This is a genomic window from Legionella pelazae (assembly GCF_052527395.1).
Genome location: NZ_JBNVZS010000001.1, coordinates 250,259 through 273,171, shown reverse-complemented (window position 1 = coordinate 273,171; position 22,913 = coordinate 250,259). Strand labels below are relative to the sequence as shown.

The window sequence follows — 22,913 nt, the reverse complement described above, 5'->3', positions numbered from 1 at the left end:
GATTCAAAACTTAGTATGTAAACAGCACTGAATAGTCTTTATCCTCATAATACTTCCAAAGGTAGAAATATGATTGTAGAAATCTTATCAAGGGCACAATTTGGATTTAGTATTGGCTTTCATATTTTGTTTCCTACTTTAAACTTAGGTCTTGGTATTTTTTTAATCATTATGGAGGCTATTTGGCTAAAAACGAATAATCCTCTTTATTTAACCATTTGTAAGTTTTGGACTAAGATTTTTGCACTAACCTTTGGTATGGGTGTCGTGTCAGGGATTGTCATGGCTTATCAAATTGGCACCAATTTTGGCCCTTTTATAGCTCAATTTGGCAATGTACTGGGTGCGTTATTTGCTTATGAAACATTAACAGCTTTCTTTTTAGAAGCTGGCTTTTTGGGCGTGATGCTGTTTGGCTGGGAACGAGTTCCACCTAAGTTTCATTTTTTTGCAACGGTATTCGTTGGGATTGGTACAGCAATCTCTGCCTTTTGGATTTTATCAGCAAATTCTTGGATGCAAATGCCAGCGGGCTACACGATAGTGAATGGCAAATATATTGTTAATAATTGGTGGGATGTGGTTTTTAATCCATTATTTATTCCCCGTGTTCTTCATATGATTTTTGCCTCCTATACAACCACCTGTTTTGTGGTTGCTGGTGTGTCTTCTTATTATCTACTACAGAAAAAACATTTAGATGTTGCTAAAAAATGCTTATCGTTTGCTATGTGGTCTGCTTTAATTGTTGTGCCTTTGCAGATAGCGATAGGGGATACAGTTGGTCTGGCTATTCATAAATATCAGCCTCTTAAAACAGCCGCTATAGAAGGTGTTTGGGAAACACAAAGAGGTGCGCCTTTAGTCTTATTTGCTATTCCATCTCAACAAGAGCAAAAAAATAATTATGCTATTGAAATACCTAAACTAGCTAGCTTAATTAATACTCATGACATAAATGGCGAACTAATAGGTTTACGTACAGTCAGTCTGGCTGACCAACCAAAAGTGGCTGCAGTTTTTTTCTCTTTCCGAATTATGGTTGGTATTGGGCTTTTAATGCTAGCTACAGCAGTTGTCGCTCTCTTGCTACGACGAGGAAATAGGTTATTTAAATCAAAATTATTTCACAGATGGTGTTTAATAACAGCGCCACTTGGTTTTATTGCAACAATTAGTGGTTGGTTTACTGCTGAGTTTGGCCGTCAACCCTGGATTGTTTATAATTTGCAGCGTACACGTGACGCTGTTTCGAATATCGGCTGGCAAGAAGTAGCTATTTCTTTCATGCTTCTTATTTTAGTTTATGGAATCATTTTTAGTTTTTATCTTTATTACTTGTTTAAAACAATTCGTCATGGATTAGTTATCCTTGACAATAAAGCCGTAGATCATATGCCGTTTCAATATATGGCTGAGGCTAATCGAAGAGGAGAATCTAAATAATGCTACCTTTTCTTTTTGCAGGATTGCTTGCCTTTATCATTATAATGTACGTTATTTTAGATGGCTTTGATTTAGGTATAGGTATCTTATTTCCCTTTACTGAAAGTGAACTTGAGAGAGACCAGATGATGGGCTCAATAGCGCCGGTCTGGGATGGTAATGAGACTTGGTTGGTTTTTGGTGGCGCCATGTTATATGGTGCTTTTCCTATTGTTTATGGTTTATTGCTTCCTATCTTATATATGCCTTTAATGTTAATGCTCATCGCTTTAATTTTTAGGGGTGTAAGTTTTGAGTTTCGCTTTAAAGCATCTGCAAGCAAACCTCTTTGGAATTGGATATTTGCTCTTAGTTCAATTTCAGCAGCTTTTTTTCAGGGTGTCGTTTTAGGTTGCGTTGTGCAAGGCTTTCCTATTGATGAGGCTAAGCTTACTATAAATAGCACAGATTGGTTAACACCGTTTAGCTTACTAACAGGTGTGGCTCTAATTTGTGGTTATGGGTTACTCGGAGCAACCTGGATGGTTATTAAAAGTACAGGAAGGCTGCAGCGTAAAATGATTCATTATGCCAAAGGAATGCTGACCTTAGTTAGTTTATTTTTAATTGTTGTAAGTATATGGACGCCGCTACATAGTGAGGAAATTTTTAATCGTTGGTATAGCTTTCCTAATATTCTTCTTCTAGCGCCCCTTCCTATTTTAACTGGCGTTGTTATTTTAATAACATGGTACAATCTTTCAAACTTGGCAGTTGGCAATGAAATTAAGCCCTTTATTGGTAGTATTATTATCTTTTTATGTGCTTATTTAGGTATCGCTATTAGTATTTATCCTTACTTAATTCCTCATCAAGTAACGATTTGGGAAGCTGCAGCGCCTGATTCAACGCTTATATTCATTTTAGTTGGAGTGGTAATTATGTTGCCAGTTTTGCTTGCTTATACTGCTTATTCTTACTATGTTTTTCGTGGCAAAACATCTGGAAGCTTTTATTAAAAATATAATATAAATTGTGGTTTGAATTCTCTAAAGCTTACTTGATTTTGAATGCCATCTGTTGTAAAAGCAGGGTTCTTTTTTAAGTTCTTAATAAATGGACCCTTTAGGCCATGAGTACTTAAATAATATATTTAATATATGGAAGTAAAAATAATGCAGTTTAGTAAAAAATTAGCAATTACTTTTTGTTGTGGTGATAAGCCTTCTTTACTCTTTAAACAGTGACATGATTATGTATACAGACTCAGTTTTCTATACCATTTTTTTAATTTTTGCTGGGGCTGCAGTATTTTCAACTCTTGTTTTATATACAAGACAGTCACTGTTAGTCGCGTATATTTTGCTAGGCGCGGCATTAGGACCTTGGGGCCTTAAGCTTGTTACAGATGTAACTGTTGTACAACAGGTTGGCGATATAGGTATTGTATTCCTATTGTTCTTATTAGGACTACATTTGCAGCCACAAAATCTTGTACATATGCTCAAAAAAATTACTGGAATAGCCCTTATTAGCTCAGCTCTATTTGCTGTAATAGCATTTTGTATAGGTAGATGGTTTGGGCTTAGTGTTGGAGAGTCATGGGTTTTAGGTGCAACAATGATGTTCTCAAGCACAATTATTGGCTTAAAACTTTTGCCAACAACCATTTTGCATCATCAACATACAGGTGAAGTAATGATTAGCGTCTTATTAATGCAAGACGTTATTGCTATTATTGTGCTTATTTTAATTAATGGTGCGCAAGGTGACGGTCTTTCCGTAAATGATTTTATTTTGGTTGGATTTGCTTTGCCTTCTTTAACATTATTTGCTTTTGCTGTGGAGCGCTATGTATTAGTAAAGCTCTTAGCTCGTTTTGATAGAACACAAGAATATGTGTTTTTATTATCAATTGGTTGGTGTCTTGGTCTTTCCTTTGTAGCTGAGCAAATAGGCTTGTCAGAAGATATTGGTGCTTTTGTTGCAGGCGTTGTTTTAGCATCGAGTCCCATTTCTCTTTATATTGCTGAAAGCCTTAAGCCTTTAAGAGATTTCTTTTTGGTGATGTTTTTCTTTTCTATCGGGGCAACTTTTAACTTTAGTTTTGTAGCGCAAGTTATTATACCTGCGTGTTTACTTGCTTTATTAATGTTAGTGCTTAAGCCTTTAGTATTTCAATATCTTCTTGTAAAATCAGGTGAGAAGAAGCCAGTTGCTAGAGAGGTAGGTTTTCGTTTAGGCCAAGCAAGTGAGTTTTCCCTTTTAGTTGCTAGCATTGCTCTCGGCACCAATTTAATTTCAGAGGTTGCATCTAATTTAATTCAGGCTACTACTATTTTGACATTTATCGTTTCTTCTTACTTAGTAGTTTTAAAATATCCGACTCCCATTGCATTATCAGATAGAATGCGTAAGGATTAATCATGAAGTTATTAATTATAATATTAAGCCTCTTAAGCGAGCGTTATTTAATACATTCAGTTTCAGCAACACGCTTTAAATGGTTTCCTGATTATATGGAGAATTTAACAAGTAAATTTTCTCAAACAGGGTTGCTTAAAAACTCTTATATCGCCTTAATTCTTCTTGTATTACCTTTATTACTAATTGTTTGGATTTTATTTGTACTTATAGGCCAATTTATATTTGGCCTTTTTGGTTTTTTAATGAGTTTTATTATCTTTTATTATTGTATTGGGCCAGAGAATCCCTTTTATCCAAATTCTACACCTGCTAATGAATTAGAGCAGGAATTAGGCGCAGGAAATTACTTTGCTAAAGTCAATAATGAGCTTTTTGCTATTATCTTCTGGTTTATATTAATTGGCCCCCTAGGCGTGCTATTTTATCGGTTAGTGTCTTTATGTATGCATTATGAAGTTACGCAAAGAGCAGCAACAAATATAATTAATATTTTAGATTGGCCTACTGCAAGAATAACGTTAATGCTATATCTTTTCGTTGGTAACTTTCAAAAGGGATTTAACTATTATCAGCAGATATTTTTAACTTCACCCCAAAATAATGATGCCATATTAAGTACAGGAGGATTGCTTGCAGCACGTGGTCAGGAAGAAGAAGTAATTACACTACCTTATGCCCAAAGCTTAGTAGAGTGTGCCCTGATTGTTTATTTAATTTTAATTGCCTTATTTACCTTGTCGACTTGGTTATATTAGGCTAAATATTATTATCATGAGTATACTTAAATGACTATTTTTATGCGTAGCGTACTGAGTTTTTTATTTATCTTTTTGAGCTCTTGTACGCATTATCCCTTAGGTCAAACGAAAGCTTCATGTAATTTATGCACGCTCGTCTGTGAACAGCGAGCAGCGGCTTGTAATAAAGTTTGTCGTAATAGTTGTCCGCAATGTGTTGCTTTTGCTAAGCAATCGGCATCCGAAGCTTACCTTTATTATCAGCATGAACAATATGTAAAAGGTGGAGAGATTATTCGTGATTTGAATTCTTACCGTGATCCACTACAATGCCGCAAAACAACTTGTGACTGTCGATCAGACTATCGGATTTGTGTACAAGCTTGCACTGGAGCAGTCTCCAAGCAGTTACGATCAGTACAAGTTTGTCAATAAGACTTAAGACGAGGAACACATTCATGGCCAGTGAAACATTTAATGATATTGATCCAATTGAAACACGTGAATGGCTGGACGCCTTACAATCGGTATTAAGAAATGAGGGTAGCGAGAGAGCAGGGTTCCTCTTAAGGCAATTGCAAAATATGGCTAATGCCGAGGGTGTTAAGATTGCTAATACAATCTGTACTCCTTATCGAAACACTATTAAGCCTCACGAAGAAAAGCTTATGCCGCCTGATGAGGGAATTGGCAAGCGAATTAGCGCACTTATTCGCTGGAATGCCGTTGCAATGGTTCTGCGGGCTGGTAAATATGCGCCTGAGCTTGGCGGTCACATTGCCTCGTATGCATCAGCTGCTACCTTATATGAAGTAGGATTTAATTACTTTTTTAAAGGGCCAAATGGGAAGCATGGTGGAGATTTACTGTATATTCAGGGCCATTCATCACCGGGTATTTATGCGCGCGCCTTTCTCGAAGGACGATTATCTGAGCAACAGCTTGCTAATTTTCGTCAAGAGGTAGAGGGAAAAGGGATATCATCTTACCCTCATCCTTATTTAATGAATAATTTCTGGCAATTTCCAACAGTGTCAATGGGCCTTGGTCCTCTACAGGCTATTTATCAGGCCAGGTTTCTTAAGTATTTAGAAAATCGTGGATTAATAGAACCTGAAGGTAGGAAGGTATGGGCATTTTTAGGTGATGGCGAGATGGATGAGCCAGAATCAGTTGGCGCCTTAACCATTGCTGCCCGTGAAAAATTAGATAATCTAATTTTTGTTGTTAACTGCAATTTACAACGTTTAGATGGCCCTGTACGCGGTAATGGCAAAATCATTCAGGAGTTAGAAGGTTTATTCCGCGGTGCAGGTTGGAATGTTATTAAAGTAATTTGGGGTGCACGTTGGGATAATCTTTTTGCGCGTGATAAAAATGGAATTATGCAAAAGCGTATGGAAGAGTGTGTAGACGGTGATTATCAAGCTTATAAGGCACACGATGGCGCTTATGTTCGCGAGCATTTCTTTGGTCAATATCCTGAGCTTAAAAAAATGGTTGAACACATGTCAGATGAGGAAATTTGGCGCCTAAATCGTGGTGGACACGATGCACAAAAGGTCTATGCAGCTTATGCTCAAGCAATGGAAAGCGAAGGTGTTCCAACTGTTATTTTAGCAAAAACTATTAAAGGGTATGGCATGGGAGCCGCTGGCGAGGGCCAAAATATCACCCATCAGCAAAAGAAAATGTCTATTGAGCATTTACGGGCTTTTCGAGATCGATTTAGTATCCCAATCAGCGATGATAAAATTACCGAAATTCCTTTTTACCGTCCTGCTGATGATAGCCCAGAGTTGCAATTCTTGCGTAAGCAGCGTGAATCTTTAAGTGGTTACTTACCTGCGAGAAGTACGGATTTCGAGCCATTAAAGATTCCCGATCTATCTTATTTTGAACCCGTGTTAAAAAGCTCTGGCGATAGAGAAATTTCAACGACTATGGCATTTGTTCGTCTTTTAACACTCTTATTAAAAGATAAAGAAATAGGTAAAAAAATTGTCCCTATTGTTCCCGATGAGTGTCGAACCTTTGGTATGGAAGGGTTGTTTCGTCAGGTTGGAATTTATTCGCCGGTAGGACAATTATATACCCCTGTTGATCATGAACAGGTTATGTATTATCGCGAAGCACGAGATGGTCAAATTTTAGAAGAAGGTATCAATGAGGCTGGTGCTTTTTGTTCATGGATTGCAGCTGCAACGTCTTATAGCTCTAATAAACTGCCTATGATTCCTTTCTATATTTATTATTCTATGTTTGGTTTTCAGCGCATTGGTGATTTAGCTTGGGCTGCTGGTGATATACAGGCTAGAGGATTTTTACTCGGTGGAACAGCTGGTCGAACTACATTAGCAGGCGAAGGCTTACAGCACCAAGATGGACATAGTCATATATTGGCATCGACTATTCCTAATTGCGTTACCTACGATCCAACTTATGCGTATGAACTCGCAGTTATTATTCAAGATGGTTTACGTCGCATGTATGTTAACCAGGAAAATATTTTCTATTACATAACAGTAATGAATGAAAATTATAGTCATCCTGAGCTGCCTGAAGGTGTTCAAGAAGGCATTCTTAAAGGCATGTATCGGCTACATAAGAGTTCTAAAAAAGGGAAAGCACATCTTCAGCTCTTAGGCAGTGGAACTATTTTACGCGAAGTAATTGCTGCAGCTGAATTATTACAAAAAGATTATAAAGTGACTGCCGATATTTGGAGTGTGACTAGTTTTAATGAATTACGCCGCGATGGTTTGGCTGTTGAACGCTATAATAGAATGCATCCAGAAGAAAAAACACCTCGTCAAAGTTACGTAACTCAGCAATTGAAGGATTGTCGAGGCCCTGTAGTCGCTGCGACTGATTATATGCGTTTATATGCGGATCAAATTAGGCCTTTTGTGCCATCTTTATATAAAGTATTGGGAACAGATGGTTACGGCCGTAGTGATACACGAACTCAATTAAGACATTTCTTTGAAGTTGATGCAAAATTTATTACTCTAGCTGCATTAGAGGTGTTGGTTGAACAAGGTGATTTACCGAAAAGTGTCATTAGTGATGCCTTAAAACGTTATAATATTGATACTGATAAGCTAGATCCAGCTACACATTAATTAGAGTATACTTTTTGCCCCTTGCTTGGTTCCAGCAGTGGGCATAAGTCGTAAGAAATAAATGACATTAGGCTCAAGAGTCTATGGCTGAGGATAAACATGACAGATGAAATTAAAATAAAAGTTCCTGATATTGGTGGAGCTAATAATGTAGATGTTATTGAAATCTTAGTGCATCCTGGCGATGAAATTGATGTTAATACGTCTCTAATTACGTTAGAGTCAGATAAAGCAAGCATGGAGATTCCATCACCTCAAGCTGGAAAAGTAAATAAAATATTAGTAAAAGTTGGCGATAAGGTAAGCGAAGGCGACGTCATTTTGACTCTTTCTGATGAAGCCCAAACAGCAGAAGAGGTTAAAGAAGATAAACAAAAGGACACGACATTCAATCAAGCTCATACTGAGCAATCAAACCATCAGGTAGATAAGTCTGAAGCAAAGCAAAATAATACGTCTGATGAGATCAAGGAAGTTGATGTTGTCATTCCTGATATTGGCGGGGCCACTGATGTTGATGTTATTGATGTTATGGTTAAGCCTGGCGATGATATCGCAAAAGATCAAGCTTTAATCACTTTAGAAGGTGATAAGGCTACCATGGATATTCCAGCACCTGCTGCTGGAAAGGTAGAGCATGTTGCTATAAAAGTAGGTGATAAAGTAGCACAAGGAACATTAATTTTAACATTGAAGACGCAAGAATTAGATCAAAAGCAATCTGATAAAGCTGTAGCCCAGCAATTAGAAATAAAATCTAAAGACCAGATAGAGGAAGCAGAAGGGGTAAAAGAGCAGCTACCTGAAAAATCAGAGCCACAAACTCAAACCCAAGAGCCAGTTAGTGAAGATTCAGAAGCTGCAGGTAGCAATATTTTTGCAGGCCCGGCAGTAAGGCGAATGGCTAGAGAGTTAGGCGTTAGCCTGGCTAGGGTAAAAGGCACAGGGCGTAAAGGCAGAATTACTAAAGAAGATATTCAGGCTTTTATTAAAACGAAATTAGCAGAGCAACCTACATCAGGCCAATTTTCTTTACCACCAACTCCTGCAATTGATTTTAGTAAGTTTGGCGAAATTGAATCAAAGCCACTGAATAAGATAAAACGTCTAACTGGACAGAATGTTCACCGTTCTTGGTTAACTATCCCTCATGTTACCCAATTTGATGAAGCAGATATCACTGACTTAGAAGCCTTTCGAAAAGCTGAAACAGAGGCTGCAAAGAATGCTGGCTATAAGTTAACAATTTTAGCATTTGTTACGAAAGTAGTTAGCAAGGCATTGCTTGCTTTTCCACAGTTTAATGCTTCGTTGGATAGTGCTGGGGAAAATTTAATTTATAAAAGATATTGCAATATTGGTATTGCTGTTGAGACACCGAATGGGCTAGTGGTTCCTGTGTTAAAAGGTGTAGATAAATTATCAGTGGGTGAAATAGCACGCCAAATGGCTGAAGTAAGTCAGCGGGCTCGGGAAAAGGGAATAACCCCTATGGATATGAGCGGCGGTTGCTTTACCATTTCAAGCCTAGGAGGTATTGGTGGTACAGCGTTCACACCCATTGTAAATAGTCCTGAGGTTGCTATTCTGGGTTTATCGCGATCTATTATAAAACCTATTTATACTAATAATGAATTTAAACCAAGGCTAATGTTACCGTTATCATTATCTTATGATCATCGCGTTATTGATGGTGCAGAAGCTGCACGATTTACTCGCTATATTGCTGAGCTACTGAGTGATATTCGTAGAATTATTTTATAGTATGCATTTTATTAAATGCGCAAAAGAAAAGTAGATAAGATTAACTGAACTTAATAATGAGGCCGTAATGAGTGAAAGTATTAAAGCAGAAGTAGTCGTTATTGGTAGTGGCCCAGGTGGTTATACGGCGGCTTTTCGTGCTGCTGACTTAGGTAAGAAAGTAGTTTTAATAGAAAGGTATTCTTCTTTAGGCGGTGTATGTCTCAATGTAGGTTGTATTCCTTCAAAAGCGCTTCTGCATATTGCTAAAGTAGTTGAAGAAGCTCATGAGATGGCAGCACAGGGGGTCACCTTTGGAAAGCCTAAGTTTGACAATAAAAAGCTAGTTACGTGGAAAAACTCAGTAGTTGGCAAGTTAACGGGCGGCTTAAAAGCCCTAGCTAAGCAGCGTAAAGTAGAAGTTGTTAATGGTACTGCTAAGTTTACAGGCCCTAATCAAATTAGTGTTGATAATAAGCAAACGATAGATTTTGAAAATGCAATCATTGCCGTAGGTAGTGAGTCTGTTAATTTACCTTTTATTCCTGAAGACCCACGTATTTTTAGTTCCACAGGTGCTTTAGAATTAGCTAATATCAAGGGCGATTTACTCGTTCTTGGTGGCGGTATTATTGGACTGGAAATGGCCACTGTTTATTCAGCTTTAGGTGTTAAAGTGACTGTCGTTGAATTTATGGATCAGCTTATCCCTGGTGCCGATACGGATTTAGTTACTGTATTACAAAAACGCATGAGTAAGAAGGGCGTTAACTTTTTACTAAAGACGAAAGTGATCGCTGTAGAAGCCAAAAAAGATGGTATTTATGTAACTATGGAAGGCGAGCATAAAACGGATGCCCCACTAAAGTTTCAACAAGTTCTTGTTTCTGTTGGTAGAAGACCAAATGGGAAATCAATTGATTCTGAAAAAGCGGGTGTTCATGTCGATGAGCGAGGCTTTATTCCTGTTGATAAGCAGATGCGGACCAACGTGTCTCATATTTTTGCTATTGGTGACGTAGTGGGTCAGCCCATGCTAGCTCATAAGGCAATACCTGAGGGAAAAGTTGCTGCAGAAGTTATTGCTGGAATGAAACATGAGTTTGCGCCTAAGTGTATTGCAAGCGTTGCTTATACTGATCCTGAGGTAGCTTGGGCAGGTTTAACTGAAAAAGAGGCAAAAGAAAAAGGAATTGCTTATGAGAAAGGCGTTTTCCCATGGGCAGCAAGTGGTAGGGCGCTTAGTATGGGTCGAGAGGAAGGTATGACTAAATTACTCTTTTGCCCAACCACTCATCGAATCTTAGGGGCAGGTATAGTCGGTATAAGTGCAGGCGATCTCATTGCAGAGACAGCCTTAGCTATTGAGATGGGTTGTGATGTAGAAGATATTGCGTTGACCATTCACCCACATCCTACTTTATCAGAATCAGTTGGACAGGCAGCAGAAGCTTTTGAAGGGACGATAACTGATTTATACTTACCCAAAAAGAAGAAAAAATAATAAATCATCATTAACTAGGTTGACAAAGTTTCAACCTGGTTAATGATTTGTTTCACTTAATCAAGTTATTTAGGTTGAGTCTGACATCTCTTGAGCTTATGATTTAGCACATTACCAAAAGATGTGAGTGATTATTTAGAAATTGATAATCCCTATAGCAGAAACTACAATTAGCGTTAGAGATTAAGGATTAAATGCTTATATTTAAGTGGTTTTTAAGTAGACTGAAGCTACATTTAATTATTTTAACTATAAAAATTATTAAGAAGGTGAGCCATTTATGTTTACCGTTCGTTCAATGCAATTCTCTGATCTAGATGAAGTATATGGCATTGAATTAAAGGGACATCGCGCGCCTTGGAGCCGTAATATTATAAGTGATTGTATCTTAGTGGGCTATGATTGCCAGGTATTAGAGCAAGAAATAGATAAAGAAAAATTTATTGTTGGTTATATCATTTCGCGTGAGACTTGCACAGTCTATCATATATTAAATTTATGTATTGCCCCTTCTATGCAGGGTCAAGGTTTAGGGAAATATTTGCTACAAACAATTATTGATAAATTAAAGGGTAGCTTAATTGATAGTATTATTTTAGAGGTCAGGCCAAGTAATCAACGTGCTATTGCTTTATATCAGCGATTTGGATTTCAAAAGGATTCCATTAAAAAAGATTATTATCAAGATGCTGGTGGCCTAGAAGATGCGTGGCTATTAAGAAAAATTTTACATCAACCTATAACCGATAAACAGTAGATTAATTCTCGCCTATTAAATTGTAGGTTATTGCTTTTAAGCCAATTTATTTAAAAATTCTTGCAAATGAGTTTTATGTAAATTATTACCTAAATAGGTTTTTAGCTGGTTAATAGCTTGATTATAGCGTTCTTGATTAAACACTCCGCGCATCAGCTCAAAGCGTAGATAAATACAGTAAGTATTTAATACGTCAGTTTCACAATAATCTCGGATCTCTTTTACATTTCCAGCAAAATAACTATCTAAAACTTTGGCGCCATTCATACCCATTTTACCGGGAAACCCTAACATACTGGCAATTTCATCTAAAGGAGCAAATGCTTTATTTTGATAAGCGGCTAAAACGTCCATTAAATCTAAATGACGGTAGTGGAAACGATTTAAATAATTATTAAAGCGAAATGCTTGCTGATTTTCGCCATATTCCCAGTAAGTAGGTGCACTTATACCGTGTAAGAGGGCACGATAATGTAATACAGGTAAGTCAAAACCGCTTCCATTCCAGGTAATCAATGTGGGCATAAACTTATCAAGGCCTGTAAAAAAACGCGTAATTAATTCTTTTTCCTCGGATTGCTCAGTGCCCAAAGACCATACTTTAAGTTGTTGTTCTTGGTTGAGTACTAAAGAAATGGCAACAACTTTTTGAAGATAATGAGGTAGAAAATCGTTTCCAGTTTTAGCTTTTCGCAAAGCAAACATGGCGGTAGCTACATCTTCATCAGATAAATCATCTAAATTATATAATTTTCTTCCTGTTTCAATATCAGGAATAGTTTCAATATCAAAGACTAAGATGTTCAATTAAATTCTCAATAAATAATGTATTATTTTTAATTTAAACTTAAATTTTAAGAATCATCAAAACCTTTAAATCAATGATAATTTATTAAAGCGGACAAAATAGTTAAGTTAATACTGTTTTTGCGCTTTGTCTACTTTTGCTGCAACTTCATTGTTTTTTGACTTGTGATGTTTATCCTAAACTTGCATTTTAAGATTTTAACATGTCCTTTTGCAGAAACAATCTAATTAGTAAAGAATTTTTTCTAAAAGAGTTTTATTTTAGAAGCTTTTTTGCTACTAATAAGTCTATTTTTATATTGGTTTCCATTCTAAATGAATTTCTTACGTCTCTTTGTAATCAGCTTGCCATTTTTATTATCTACTTGCGCGACCAAACCACCACGTAACGTTGATAATCTTTGCTATATTTTTAAGCAATATCCTGGCTGGTATAGAGATGCTAAAGAGGTGGCACATCGCTGGAAAGTGCCTATTTCTGTACAAATGGCCATAATCCATCAAGAGTCAAAATTTGACGGCCGAGCGCGTCCTAAGCGAACGAGAATATTATGGGTCATTCCCTGGAAAAGGCCTTCCAGCGCCTATGGCTATACTCAAGCTTTGCATACAACATGGAAGCTTTATAAAAGAAATAATAGTCGGTTATGGTCATCCCGAGGTGACTTTACTGATGCGGTCGATTTTATTGGCTGGTATATCAACCAGATCCATCTACGCACAGGAATTCCTCGTAATGATGCGTATAATCTCTATTTAGCTTATCATGAAGGGATTGGCGGTTATCAGCATCAAACTTACTTGAAAAGGCCTTGGGTTATGCAAGTAGCAAGAAAAGTAAGTACACGAGCAGATATTTATCATGCACAGTTAAGCCGTTGTCACTGATTAAAGGTTAATCTAAATTGGTCGAGTTTATTAATAATTTGTGCTGTAAAATTAATATACTAGTTAAAATAAATGTAATTATTACAGATTGAATTTAAGTCATAATTAGGAGCTAATTAATGCGTTTAATGTTATTAGGTAGCCCCGGTGCTGGCAAAGGTACCCAGGCCCTTAAGTTAATTAAATATTTCAATATACCCCAAATTTCTACAGGTGATATGCTCCGTTCAGCTATTGCTGCAGGAACTGAGCTGGGCAAAAATGCCAAGGCGATAATGGACGCAGGTAAGTTAGTTTCTGATGACATCATTGTAGGTTTAGTTAAAGAACGCTTAAAAGAACCCGATTGCCAGAATGGCTTTTTATTTGATGGTTTTCCAAGAACATTGCCTCAAGCTGAAGCATTAAGAGGAGCTAATATTCACTTAGACCATGTTATCGAAATTGCAGTGCCAGATAGTGAAATTATGAATCGATTAAGTGGAAGGCGTGTTCATGTGGCTTCAGGAAGAGTTTATCATATTAAATTTAATCCTCCTAAGCTTGAGGGCTTTGATGATGTTACTGGAGAGTCACTTATTCAGCGTGATGATGATAGAGAAGAAACAATTGCTAAACGATTAGAAGTTTATCATCAGCAAACTGAGCCCTTAATTCATTATTATGAAGAATGGGCTAAGTCAGGAGAGGCTAATGCTCCCTATTTCCATCGGGTGAGTGGGATTGGGGATGCTGATAGCATTTTTAATAATATTCTTGTAGCACTCAATAAAGCTGCCGAGAGAAATATCGTATGCTAAAATTAAATACCAATGCCTCCCAGCTAGAACAACTTATTAATCAGAACGATATCGTTCTTGTTGACTTTTGGGCTGATTGGTGTGCGCCTTGTAAGCAATTTGCTGAAGTATATGAACGTGTTGCTCGTGCAAATCCAAATATTATATTTACAAAGGTCGATGTAGCAAAAGAAACAGAATTAGCACAGGCTTTTCACATTCGTTCAATACCCCATCTCATGATTTTTAAACAAGGTATAATTGTTTATTCCGATTCAGGCAATTTGCCTGAGTCTTCATTAAATGAATTGCTTAACCAAACTATTGCAGCTGATGTAACAGCTATACGTGAAGCAATTGATAAAGATAAGAGGTAAGTCCTACCACCGAAGGGCTGTATTCGGCGCATCTTGCACAAAAATAATCCTTCAAAGCTTGTCCCCATGTAGATGGGGATGCTCACATAGATAGCTATGCTGCGCTTTTTCAGAATTATTTTCGTACAACCTGCGCTCAAATCCAACCCTTCACTAAAATAGTGATATACCTTCCTGATCTATTATCATAAGAGCGGTTTAAATTCATGAGAGTAAATAATTTTTTAGTTTTTCTTTTAATGGCTCAGTGTAATAAAAACCTAATTTAGTGCGCCGCCATAAAATATCTTCTATCTGTACTGCCCATTCATGTTTGCGTAAATAATCGACCTCTTTTTGAAAGAGTCCAAAACCAAAATCTTGGCCCATATCAGTTAAATTTTTACAATTAGCAAGTAGAATTTCTAAGTTAGTTCCGTAAGTTGTAAGTAAACGAGTTAAAGTATCATGAGGAAGCCAGCAATATTTATTTTGAGCATATTTTATATACTCCTTATAGGTTATGCCATTGTATGTTGCGCCTGGTAAGGGTGTTTTATGAGTGATTGATGGATTTAAGTGAGGAAAAATTGCTTTAAGTTGATTAACAGCGTCTTTGGCTAGTTGCCGGTAAGTAGTAATTTTACCGCCATAAATAGTTAACGCGGGTGCAGGATTAGAGGTGAAGTGATAAATATAATCTCTGCTAAGTGCTTGAGGAGAATAACCTTCTCCTGCAAGAAGCGGTCTTACGCCACTCCAAGTATGGACAATGTCTTTGGGTGTTAAAATTTGATTAAAATAGCCATTAACTATTTGTAGAAGGTAATCTATCTCTTGAGTGTCAATCTTAACTTGATTGAGATCGCCGGTAAAAGGTGTATCTGTTGTACCAATGACTGAATATTGATAATAAGGAACAACAAAAACAATTCGCTTATCATTATTTTGCAATAAATAAGCATGCTCATTCTTGTAAAGTTTAGGCACAACAATGTGGCTACCTTTAATCAAAGATATCGGTTGTTGATTAGGTAGAGACAATAGTTCATTCATTGAAGTAACCCAGGGACCTGTCGCGTTAACTACTGCTTGCGCTCGGCATAGAATTTCTTTGCCTTGAGGATTTCTAAGCGTTAAATGCCAGATATTGTTTTCAGTTATGGCATGAACAAGCTCGGTATAAGAATAAATATCAGCACCATGTTGTTTGGCCTGCAAAGCACTAGCTAGGGTTAGTCTTGCATCATCTGTATGACAATCATAAAAAAGAAGCCCTTTATTTATGGGCAATTTTAATGGTGAAAAATAAGGCAGGGAAGTTTGTCGTTTAATTAGCTTGCTTTTGGGCAATTTATTTTTACGGCTTATATTGTCATATAAAAATAAACCTAAGCGCAATAACCACATAGGACGCATAGAAGTTAAATAAGGTAACACAAAGGGTAATGGATTAACTAAATGCGGTGCTAAAGAAAGTAATAGTTGCCGTTCATCAAGTGCTTTTTTTACCAAAGCGAAATCATAATACTCAAGATACCTTAAGCCACCGTGAATTAATTTACTACTGTTGGAAGATGTTTTTGAGGCAATATCATCTTTTTCTATTAAAGCAACGGACAAACCTCGTAAGGCTGCATCTGCGGCGATGCCACAGCCGTTAATTCCACCTCCTATTACAGCGAGATCAAAAAACTTAGTCATGTTTTTGCCTTGCTAAAAAGCATGTAAAATCAATTAATACTACCTTTATATTTAGGAAATAGAAAGAAATGCAAAAATATCTTTTAGCCATCGATCAAGGGACAAGTAGTACACGCGCGATGATTTATACGCCATTCGGGCAATTAATCGCTGTCAGGCAGTATGATTTAACTCAATTTTATCCTAAAAAAGGTTGGGTAGAGCATTGTCCTGAAGAAATTTGGACAAAAACAGTCAAGGCAATTAAAGAGGTCACAGCGCAGATTGATAGCAAGAAATTACTGGCTTGTGGTATCACCAATCAACGTGAAACTACCCTCATTTGGAATAAGCAAACAGGCGAATGCTTATATCCTGCTATTGTATGGCAAGATAGACGCACAGAAGATTTTTGCTCCACTTTAAATAGGGCCTATATCAAGGAAAGAACCGGTTTGTTTTCTGATCCTTATTTCTCAGCAAGCAAGCTATATTGGCTCTTAAAAAACTGTCCAAAGGCCCATACACTTGCGGCACAAGGTCAACTTGCCTTTGGTACTATTGATACCTTTTTATTATGGCGTTTAACGCAAGGTAGAGTTCACGCTACCGATGTAACTAATGCCTCTAGAACCTTACTCTTTAATATTTTTAAGCAAGAATGGGATGAAGAATTGCTTAGCTTATTTGAAATTAATGCCAATGTATTGCCAGAAGTTAAGTCTTGCGATGCCTATTTTGGTGCAATTGATAAGGCACTATTTGGTTTTTCAGTGCCCATTACGGGTATTGCGGGTGATCAACAAGCTGCTTTAATTGGCCAGCGTTGCCTTGAGGATGGTATGGTAAAAGCAACCTATGGCACCGGCGCCTTTTTGTTAATGAATACAGGTCATAAACCCATAGACTCTACTAATTTAATTACCACAGTGGCTTATAAAATAAAAGATCAGCTAACCTACGGTCTTGAAGGAAGTCTTTATCATGCAGGAACCATTATTAAATGGCTGCGAGATGAAATGAAACTTTTATCTTGTGCTGCTGAATCGGAACAATTAGCGAGAAGTTTAAAAGACAATGAAGGCGTTTATTTAGTACCTTCCTTTACCGGTTTAGGAGCGCCGTATTGGTTATCATCTCCTGGGGCTTTAGTGTTTGGTCTAGCCAGAACAAGTAATCGTGCCCATTTTGCTCGTGCTGCTTTGGAGAGTGTCTGTTATCAAACTAGACAAGTATTACAGTGTATGGAGAATGACAGCAAAATTAAAACAGTAATCTTACGTGTTGATGGTGGAATGACTGTAAATCAGTGGCTGTTGCAATTTTTAGCATCTCAATGCCAGTTAACTGTACAACGACCAACAGATATTGAAACAACGGCACAAGGAGCAGCATTAATTGCAGCCTTAGGTTGTGGCGAGCTTGCATCAATTGCTGAAATTAAACAAAGTTGGCAAAGTGAAAGCGACTATTTACCTGAAAATCATTATGAGCAGATAGAGGATAATTTCAAGGGGTGGCTAAGGGCTGTCAATATGCTTGTAGCCAATGAATAAAGTTAAAATAGTGAATTATTAATCTATAATAAAACAAATAGGATTTAAAAAATTTAAGGGAATTTGATACTTTATAGAATTAAGTATCAAAATATAAGGAAAATTAGGGTAAGGAAAGTAGCATATGCAACTGCGAATTAAGTTGTTAGGTATCATACTTTCTTGTTTAATAACCGTACCAAGCTTTGCCACTATTAGGGTAGGAACTTTATTGTTTTACCCTCCTTTTGTTTTATCACCTGATAGTGGTTTTGATATTCAGCTAATAAAAACTATTTGTAAAAATTTAAAGCAAGACTGCTCAATAATTCCTATGGATTATTATCGGTTATTCTCAGCTCTTAATGCGGGTAATATTGATATAGCAGTAGGAGGTATTACAGCTTCAAAAAAACTTAAAGAAACTTATCTTTTTAGTCTCCCTTATATGCTCAGTAAAGGTCAATTTATAGTTAAAAAAAATTCTTATAAATCAATAAATGATTTAAAAGGTAAGGTTGTTGGTATTCTTAAGACGCAGGAAAAGGAAGGGCCCTATTATGATTACTTATTACAAAACTTTCCTAGCCTATTTACTATTCAACAATTTGAGGACATTGAAGATGTAATGAATGCATTGAATAATAATGAAATTGATGCTGCCTTTTTAAACTACATGAGTGCAAAATATTGGGTTATGACTTGCGGTGATCAGTTGCAGAATTTAGATGCAGAAACACCCGTAGGTGAGGGGATTAGCATCATGTCTATTCCTAACAATGGAAATTTAATTAGTCAAATTAATCAACAGTTATTGAAAATGGAAAAAGATGGTAGTTACCTAAAAATTTATAATACCTATTTTCCTACCCAACCGTAGTATAGAAGCTATTAAATACGAATAATTATTTTACATAAATTAATTAAAAATATAACTAATCAATCTATTTTTTTAATTTTATACTCTAAATAATAAACCAACGTTTGACCATTTTGTAAATTCTATGTATTATATCTTCCTGCAATTTTTTCGCTTAAATTTTATGAAATTTCGCTTTCTTTTTCTGCTGTTTTTATCACTTTTCCTTCAAAAAATTACCTATGCAAAACCCCCTGGCTTACGTGAAGAAATTGGGCAAATGTTGATTATTGGTTTTGACGGAAAATCAATTACAAAAAACTCATTAATTACCAAAATAATTGATAAGAGTAATATAGGCGGTGTTATTTTATTTGATTATAATTATGTCACTAAGACATATGATAAAAATATAGAAAGCCCAGAACAAGTTAAAAAACTCACTCAGGATCTACAGTATTTTAATTACCAAGCTAATTTAAAGCATAATCGCATGCAGCTTCCTTTAATTATTTCAGTCGATTATGAAGGCGGCAAAGTTGACCGTTTAAAAGAAAAATATGGTTTTCCAAAGACTTTTACTGCTGCAGAGATTAGTAAAATGCCTATAAAAGAAGCTGAAAAACAGGCAATGACTATGGCTGAAACTCTGAAAAATTCAGGCTTTAATTTAGATTTCGCACCTGTATTAGATGTTAATGTCAATCCAGATAACCCTATTATTGGTAAACTAGAGCGTAGCTTTTCAGCTGAACCACAACAGGTTGCTCTTTTTGCTAATCTTTTTTCTAGTCAGTTTTTAAATCACAATATTCAATGTGCCTATAAGCATTTTCCAGGCCACGGAAGTTCAACCGCTGATTCTCATTTAGGTTTTGTTGATGTAACTGATACTTGGCAAAATTATGAATTACTTCCCTACGAGATATTATTAAATAGTGATCGAGCTTGTGGCATGATAATGACCGCTCATGTTGTTAACCGACAACTAGATAAAACTGGTTTACCAGCAACTTTATCTTATAATATCTTAACTAATCTTTTGCGCAAACAACTTAATTTTAATGGTGTCATTGTTACAGATGATATGCAAATGAAGGCAATTAGCGAAAATTATGGTCTTCCCCAAGCGTTAACTTTAGCTATTAATGCCGGCGCTGATATGTTTATATTTGGTAATCAATTGAGTGACAAACCCCAAAATCTAGAAGAAGTTATTGATATTATTGAAGCAAAAGTTAAATCAGGTGAAATCAGCCAGCAAAGGATAGATGACGCATATCAACACATATTAGCGTTTAAGCAAACGTTATCAAGCCGTTATAGCTAGTATCAGAAAAGAGAGTAAATGCTTTTAAACAAAAATAACAAGCAGCTAATTATTTTATAGCTGAATAATTAATTATCGCTAGGCAGATATATAAAATTAAGTTAAATTGATTGTAAGAGGCATAGAAATGGAGCGCTAGCCTTTATGAGAATTAAGCCTATAACTTATTTTATTTTTTTAAATTATTGTTTACTTAGCGGAGCTTGCTTTTCTGAGACTGATCTTTTGCTAGACGAAAAAACCGTACTTGAAAAGCAAGTTAGAGAAAAAAAGAAAACTGCGCGCTTTATAAATATTATTAATTTATATCACCCTAATTATATTTTGCCGTATTATCATACAAGCAATCCTTTTCAATCGATCTATTGGCAGGCAACACCTGATAATCAACCTATTATGCAAAATGAACTAAAGGCGCAACTTAGTTTTTTAGTGCCAGTCGTTCATCATTTAATTAAAGACAAGCCACTTTCTTTTAATTTTGCTTATACACAATTGATGTATTGGCAGGTTTATGCTGATTCTCAATATTTTCGTGAAATCAATTACGCACCTGAGTTTTTTATAGAAAATTATTTTAATCCCTCTGTTGCTACTCAGCTTGGCGTTAACCATCAATCAAACGGTCGAGGTGGCTTGCTTGAACGAAGTTGGAATCGCCTCTTTTTGCAGCTGCAATTTTCAGGCCCTCGCTGGCTAGCTCACGTTCGAGCATGGAGCTTAATTGATGAAGCAAGATCAAGTGATATCCATAATCCTAATATTGCTTACTATTTAGGCTATGAAAATACTTTTATTTCCTATCAATTTGCAGACTTAAAAGCTAGCTTAGAAGTGCAAAATCTTGCCAGCGGCCTTAAAAGAGGCTTTATACAAATGACACTATCTTACCCATTTCTAAATACATTTTCCGTTTACACTCAGTTTTTTAGTGGCTATGGGCAAAGTTTAATTGAATATAATCATAAGACCACAAGCCTGGGTATTGGCGTGGCCTTAAGTAATTGGCTAAGTTGATGTCAATCCAGGTCAGGTTAATAAATTTAAGATGAACTCATTTCCTTAGAAAATAACTTATAACAAATAAGCCACACTAACGTATAGCTCAATGCATAACTTAAAGAAGCATTTTGGGCAGATAAATTAGCAAAAAGTCTCTCTGTTATGAACGTTTTTAAATTATTAGTTGTGCCATTATAAGAAATCTGAATAAGCACTTGAATTTTTAAGAAGACAATATGTAATACATAGACTGATAAGGCATTTAAACCAAAAATTTTAAAAGGGTATGACCAACGTTTTAACTTTTTAATTTCAATTAGCCAATAACATGCTGCTAAGGCTAGCAATCCTAGGCCACCTGTCCAAAGCACATAAGCGCTTGTCCATAATGTCTTATTAATAGGAAACCAAAAACTCCACAACCAACCTAATACCATTCCTAAAAAGCCTGATGTTATTAGGCCGTAGAGCTTTTGTTTTTCATTATAAAGAGATAAAAGCCAAAAACCTGTAAGATTGCCTAGCAAAACGGTCGCGAAAGATGAAACGGTACTTAACAGGCCTTCAGGATCATAATACTTGCCATATAAATGCGCTGAAGAAAATAGCGTACTATCGACTAAAGCAGGAATATTAAATTGTTTAGTGAGGTTATAACCCGAATAACCAGGAAATCCAATATTAACAAGCCAGTAACTAACAAGTAACAAGATAAAAATAATAAATTGTGTACGCATACTGATTATTAAAAATAAAATCGCTGCAAAAAAATAACAAATAGCTATACGCTGAAGAACGCCATAAAACCGTAAAGAACTTAGATCAAAGTGGTTAGGAAAAGCATTTAATAATATGCCAATGACAAAAAGTAGAAGGCTACGTTTAAAGATTTTTACAATTAAAAAGTTAATCGGCAATTTTTCTTTAAGGATTGAAAGCTGAAAAGCACTCGATACACCAACAATAAAAATAAACCAGGGAAAAATGACATCTGCTAAAGTACATCCATTCCAAGGCGAGTGTTCAAACCACGCATAAGAAGGCTGTTTTCCAGGATTATTAACAATAATCATTAATGCGACAATAATTCCTCGCAACACATCCAACGATAATAAACGAGGAATTTTATAAAGCTTACTGTTCATTAATTTTTATTATCGCACTTTAATTTGTTTAAATTAGATTCTGTTTAACAGAAAAGAAAATAATTTTAACCCTTTATGCCGGGGAATAAAAGGTGCAAGCCGGTATTTGCAAGCTGTACCCCGATGACACTTGTAATCAGGCCCATCAGTCGACTAATAATTGCTAAAATGTCTTGGCCCAAATTTTTGTTTAAAAAACTAGCAAAATGCAAACAAAGCCAAACAATCAAAGCTAGAATAAAACAAAGCATACTTAATACTAATCGTTCTGAAACAGATTGCACATGATAATCATGTAATATAACAGTGGCTATTGTTCCAGGACCTGCAATAAGAGGAATGGCAAGTGGGATGACTGCTATTGATCTTTTCTTATGGTAACTTGATTTGGTTGTTGGGAAGTAAGATTTATTTGCATTAATTGTAAACCAATTAAAAATACTATAATTCCTCCTGCCGTAGTAAATGCGCCAATTGAAATATCAAATGCTTTAAGTAAACTGGAACCAATCCATAAACTTACTAAAAGAATAATAAATACCGCTAATGAGGTAATGAAAGCTATATTTTTCAACTTTTTTTCCGAATGTCCTTCACCTAAGCTAAGTAATATTGGAACTTTGCTTAATGGATTAAGGATAGCTAATGTACTTATAAAAAAGGTTAAATAAGTAATGTTACCCATAATTTCTTTAATCCTTTAAATATTATTTTGGCAAATTAGTTTTTTAATTCACTTGACAAAAAGCTACTGAGTCTTTTTTATATCATCTTTAAATCAATTTTGAGACTACAGTGCTAGCTTGTTAAA

General features: G+C 36.0%; 19 protein-coding genes and 1 pseudogene. 16 read left to right on the top strand and 4 right to left on the bottom strand.

Annotated elements, in window-relative coordinates:
* The first annotated feature begins 69 nt into the window (after positions 1-69).
* From ACQUW5_RS01260 to rimI, 9 genes are all read left to right on the top strand, one after another.
* Positions 70-1,446 (top strand): cytochrome ubiquinol oxidase subunit I, encoded by a 1,377-nt coding sequence (locus ACQUW5_RS01260; RefSeq protein WP_444989237.1) that lies wholly within the window; start codon positions 70-72, stop codon positions 1,444-1,446.
* Entirely contained in the window at positions 1,446-2,444 is a 999-nt protein-coding gene (gene cydB / locus ACQUW5_RS01255; protein WP_444989235.1) for a cytochrome d ubiquinol oxidase subunit II, read from the top strand. The genes ACQUW5_RS01260 and cydB overlap by 1 nt, the downstream gene beginning before the upstream one ends.
* 235 nt (positions 2,445-2,679) lie before the next feature.
* The gene (locus tag ACQUW5_RS01250) at positions 2,680-3,849 is read left to right on the top strand and encodes a cation:proton antiporter domain-containing protein (protein WP_444989233.1); all 1,170 of its coding nucleotides are present in this window, start codon (positions 2,680-2,682) and stop codon (positions 3,847-3,849) included.
* 2 nt (positions 3,850-3,851) lie between these two features.
* Positions 3,852-4,607 (top strand): hypothetical protein, encoded by a 756-nt coding sequence (locus ACQUW5_RS01245; RefSeq protein ID WP_444989231.1) that lies wholly within the window; start codon positions 3,852-3,854, stop codon positions 4,605-4,607.
* A gap of 30 nt (positions 4,608-4,637) precedes the next feature.
* Complete coding sequence (locus tag ACQUW5_RS01240) at positions 4,638-5,024, top strand: Aq_678 family protein (RefSeq protein WP_444989229.1); 387 nt, start codon at positions 4,638-4,640, stop codon at positions 5,022-5,024.
* Positions 5,025-5,047: 23 nt separating this feature from the next.
* Positions 5,048-7,714, top strand: coding sequence for a pyruvate dehydrogenase (acetyl-transferring), homodimeric type (gene aceE, locus ACQUW5_RS01235; RefSeq protein ID WP_444989227.1), 2,667 nt, complete (start codon positions 5,048-5,050; stop codon positions 7,712-7,714).
* A gap of 99 nt (positions 7,715-7,813) precedes the next feature.
* On the top strand, positions 7,814-9,478 hold the full coding sequence (gene aceF, locus ACQUW5_RS01230) for a dihydrolipoyllysine-residue acetyltransferase (RefSeq protein ID WP_444989225.1): 1,665 nt from the start codon (positions 7,814-7,816) through the stop codon (positions 9,476-9,478).
* 67 nt (positions 9,479-9,545) lie between these two features.
* Positions 9,546-10,961 carry a dihydrolipoyl dehydrogenase gene (gene lpdA, locus ACQUW5_RS01225; protein ID WP_444989223.1) on the top strand — a complete coding sequence of 472 codons (1,416 nt, stop codon included), beginning with the start codon at positions 9,546-9,548 and terminating at the stop codon, positions 10,959-10,961.
* Between the two features lie 280 nt (positions 10,962-11,241).
* Positions 11,242-11,718, top strand: coding sequence for a ribosomal protein S18-alanine N-acetyltransferase (rimI, locus tag ACQUW5_RS01220; protein ID WP_444989221.1), 477 nt, complete (start codon positions 11,242-11,244; stop codon positions 11,716-11,718).
* 36 nt (positions 11,719-11,754) lie between these two features.
* On the opposite strand, the gene ACQUW5_RS01215 is transcribed toward rimI, so the two are convergent.
* Positions 11,755-12,525 (bottom strand): 3'-5' exonuclease, encoded by a 771-nt coding sequence (locus tag ACQUW5_RS01215; protein ID WP_444989219.1) that lies wholly within the window; start codon positions 12,523-12,525, stop codon positions 11,755-11,757.
* A 315-nt stretch (positions 12,526-12,840) separates the two neighbouring features.
* Here ACQUW5_RS01215 and ACQUW5_RS01210 point away from each other — a divergent pair, with 315 nt between their 5' ends.
* The 3 genes from ACQUW5_RS01210 (at position 12,841) to ACQUW5_RS01200 (ending at position 14,569) form a co-directional block, all read left to right on the top strand.
* Complete coding sequence (locus ACQUW5_RS01210; protein ID WP_444989217.1) at positions 12,841-13,413, top strand: transglycosylase SLT domain-containing protein; 573 nt, start codon at positions 12,841-12,843, stop codon at positions 13,411-13,413.
* A 119-nt stretch (positions 13,414-13,532) separates the two neighbouring features.
* The gene (adk, locus tag ACQUW5_RS01205; RefSeq protein WP_444989215.1) at positions 13,533-14,213 is read left to right on the top strand and encodes an adenylate kinase; all 681 of its coding nucleotides are present in this window, start codon (positions 13,533-13,535) and stop codon (positions 14,211-14,213) included.
* A complete protein-coding gene (locus ACQUW5_RS01200; protein ID WP_444989213.1) occupies positions 14,207-14,569 on the top strand; it encodes a thioredoxin family protein in 363 nt (120 codons plus the stop codon). Before adk ends, ACQUW5_RS01200 begins: the two co-directional genes overlap by 7 nt.
* Before the next feature lie 204 nt (positions 14,570-14,773).
* Here ACQUW5_RS01200 and glpD read toward each other — a convergent pair whose 3' ends face one another.
* Positions 14,774-16,252, bottom strand: a complete 1,479-nt coding sequence (gene glpD, locus ACQUW5_RS01195) for a glycerol-3-phosphate dehydrogenase (RefSeq protein WP_444989211.1) — start codon at positions 16,250-16,252, stop codon at positions 14,774-14,776.
* A 68-nt stretch (positions 16,253-16,320) separates the two neighbouring features.
* Here glpD and glpK point away from each other — a divergent pair, with 68 nt between their 5' ends.
* The 4 genes from glpK to ACQUW5_RS01175 all read left to right on the top strand — a co-directional run bounded on the left by glpK (position 16,321) and on the right by ACQUW5_RS01175 (position 20,972).
* Complete coding sequence (glpK, locus tag ACQUW5_RS01190) at positions 16,321-17,787, top strand: glycerol kinase GlpK (protein WP_444989209.1); 1,467 nt, start codon at positions 16,321-16,323, stop codon at positions 17,785-17,787.
* 124 nt (positions 17,788-17,911) lie between these two features.
* Positions 17,912-18,646, top strand: a complete 735-nt coding sequence (locus tag ACQUW5_RS01185; RefSeq protein ID WP_444989207.1) for a transporter substrate-binding domain-containing protein — start codon at positions 17,912-17,914, stop codon at positions 18,644-18,646.
* Positions 18,647-18,770: 124 nt separating this feature from the next.
* On the top strand, positions 18,771-19,955 hold the full coding sequence (locus ACQUW5_RS01180; RefSeq protein WP_444989205.1) for a glycoside hydrolase family 3 protein: 1,185 nt from the start codon (positions 18,771-18,773) through the stop codon (positions 19,953-19,955).
* 144 nt (positions 19,956-20,099) lie between these two features.
* Entirely contained in the window at positions 20,100-20,972 is an 873-nt protein-coding gene (locus ACQUW5_RS01175) for a phospholipase A (RefSeq protein WP_444989203.1), read from the top strand.
* 26 nt (positions 20,973-20,998) lie between these two features.
* On the opposite strand, the gene ACQUW5_RS01170 is transcribed toward ACQUW5_RS01175, so the two are convergent.
* Positions 20,999-22,102: an acyltransferase family protein gene (locus ACQUW5_RS01170; RefSeq protein ID WP_444989201.1), complete on the bottom strand. Its 1,104-nt coding sequence runs from the start codon at positions 22,100-22,102 to the stop codon at positions 20,999-21,001.
* A gap of 65 nt (positions 22,103-22,167) precedes the next feature.
* Positions 22,168-22,787, bottom strand: a pseudogene (locus tag ACQUW5_RS01165) (MarC family protein).
* Positions 22,788-22,913: the final 126 nt, after the last annotated feature.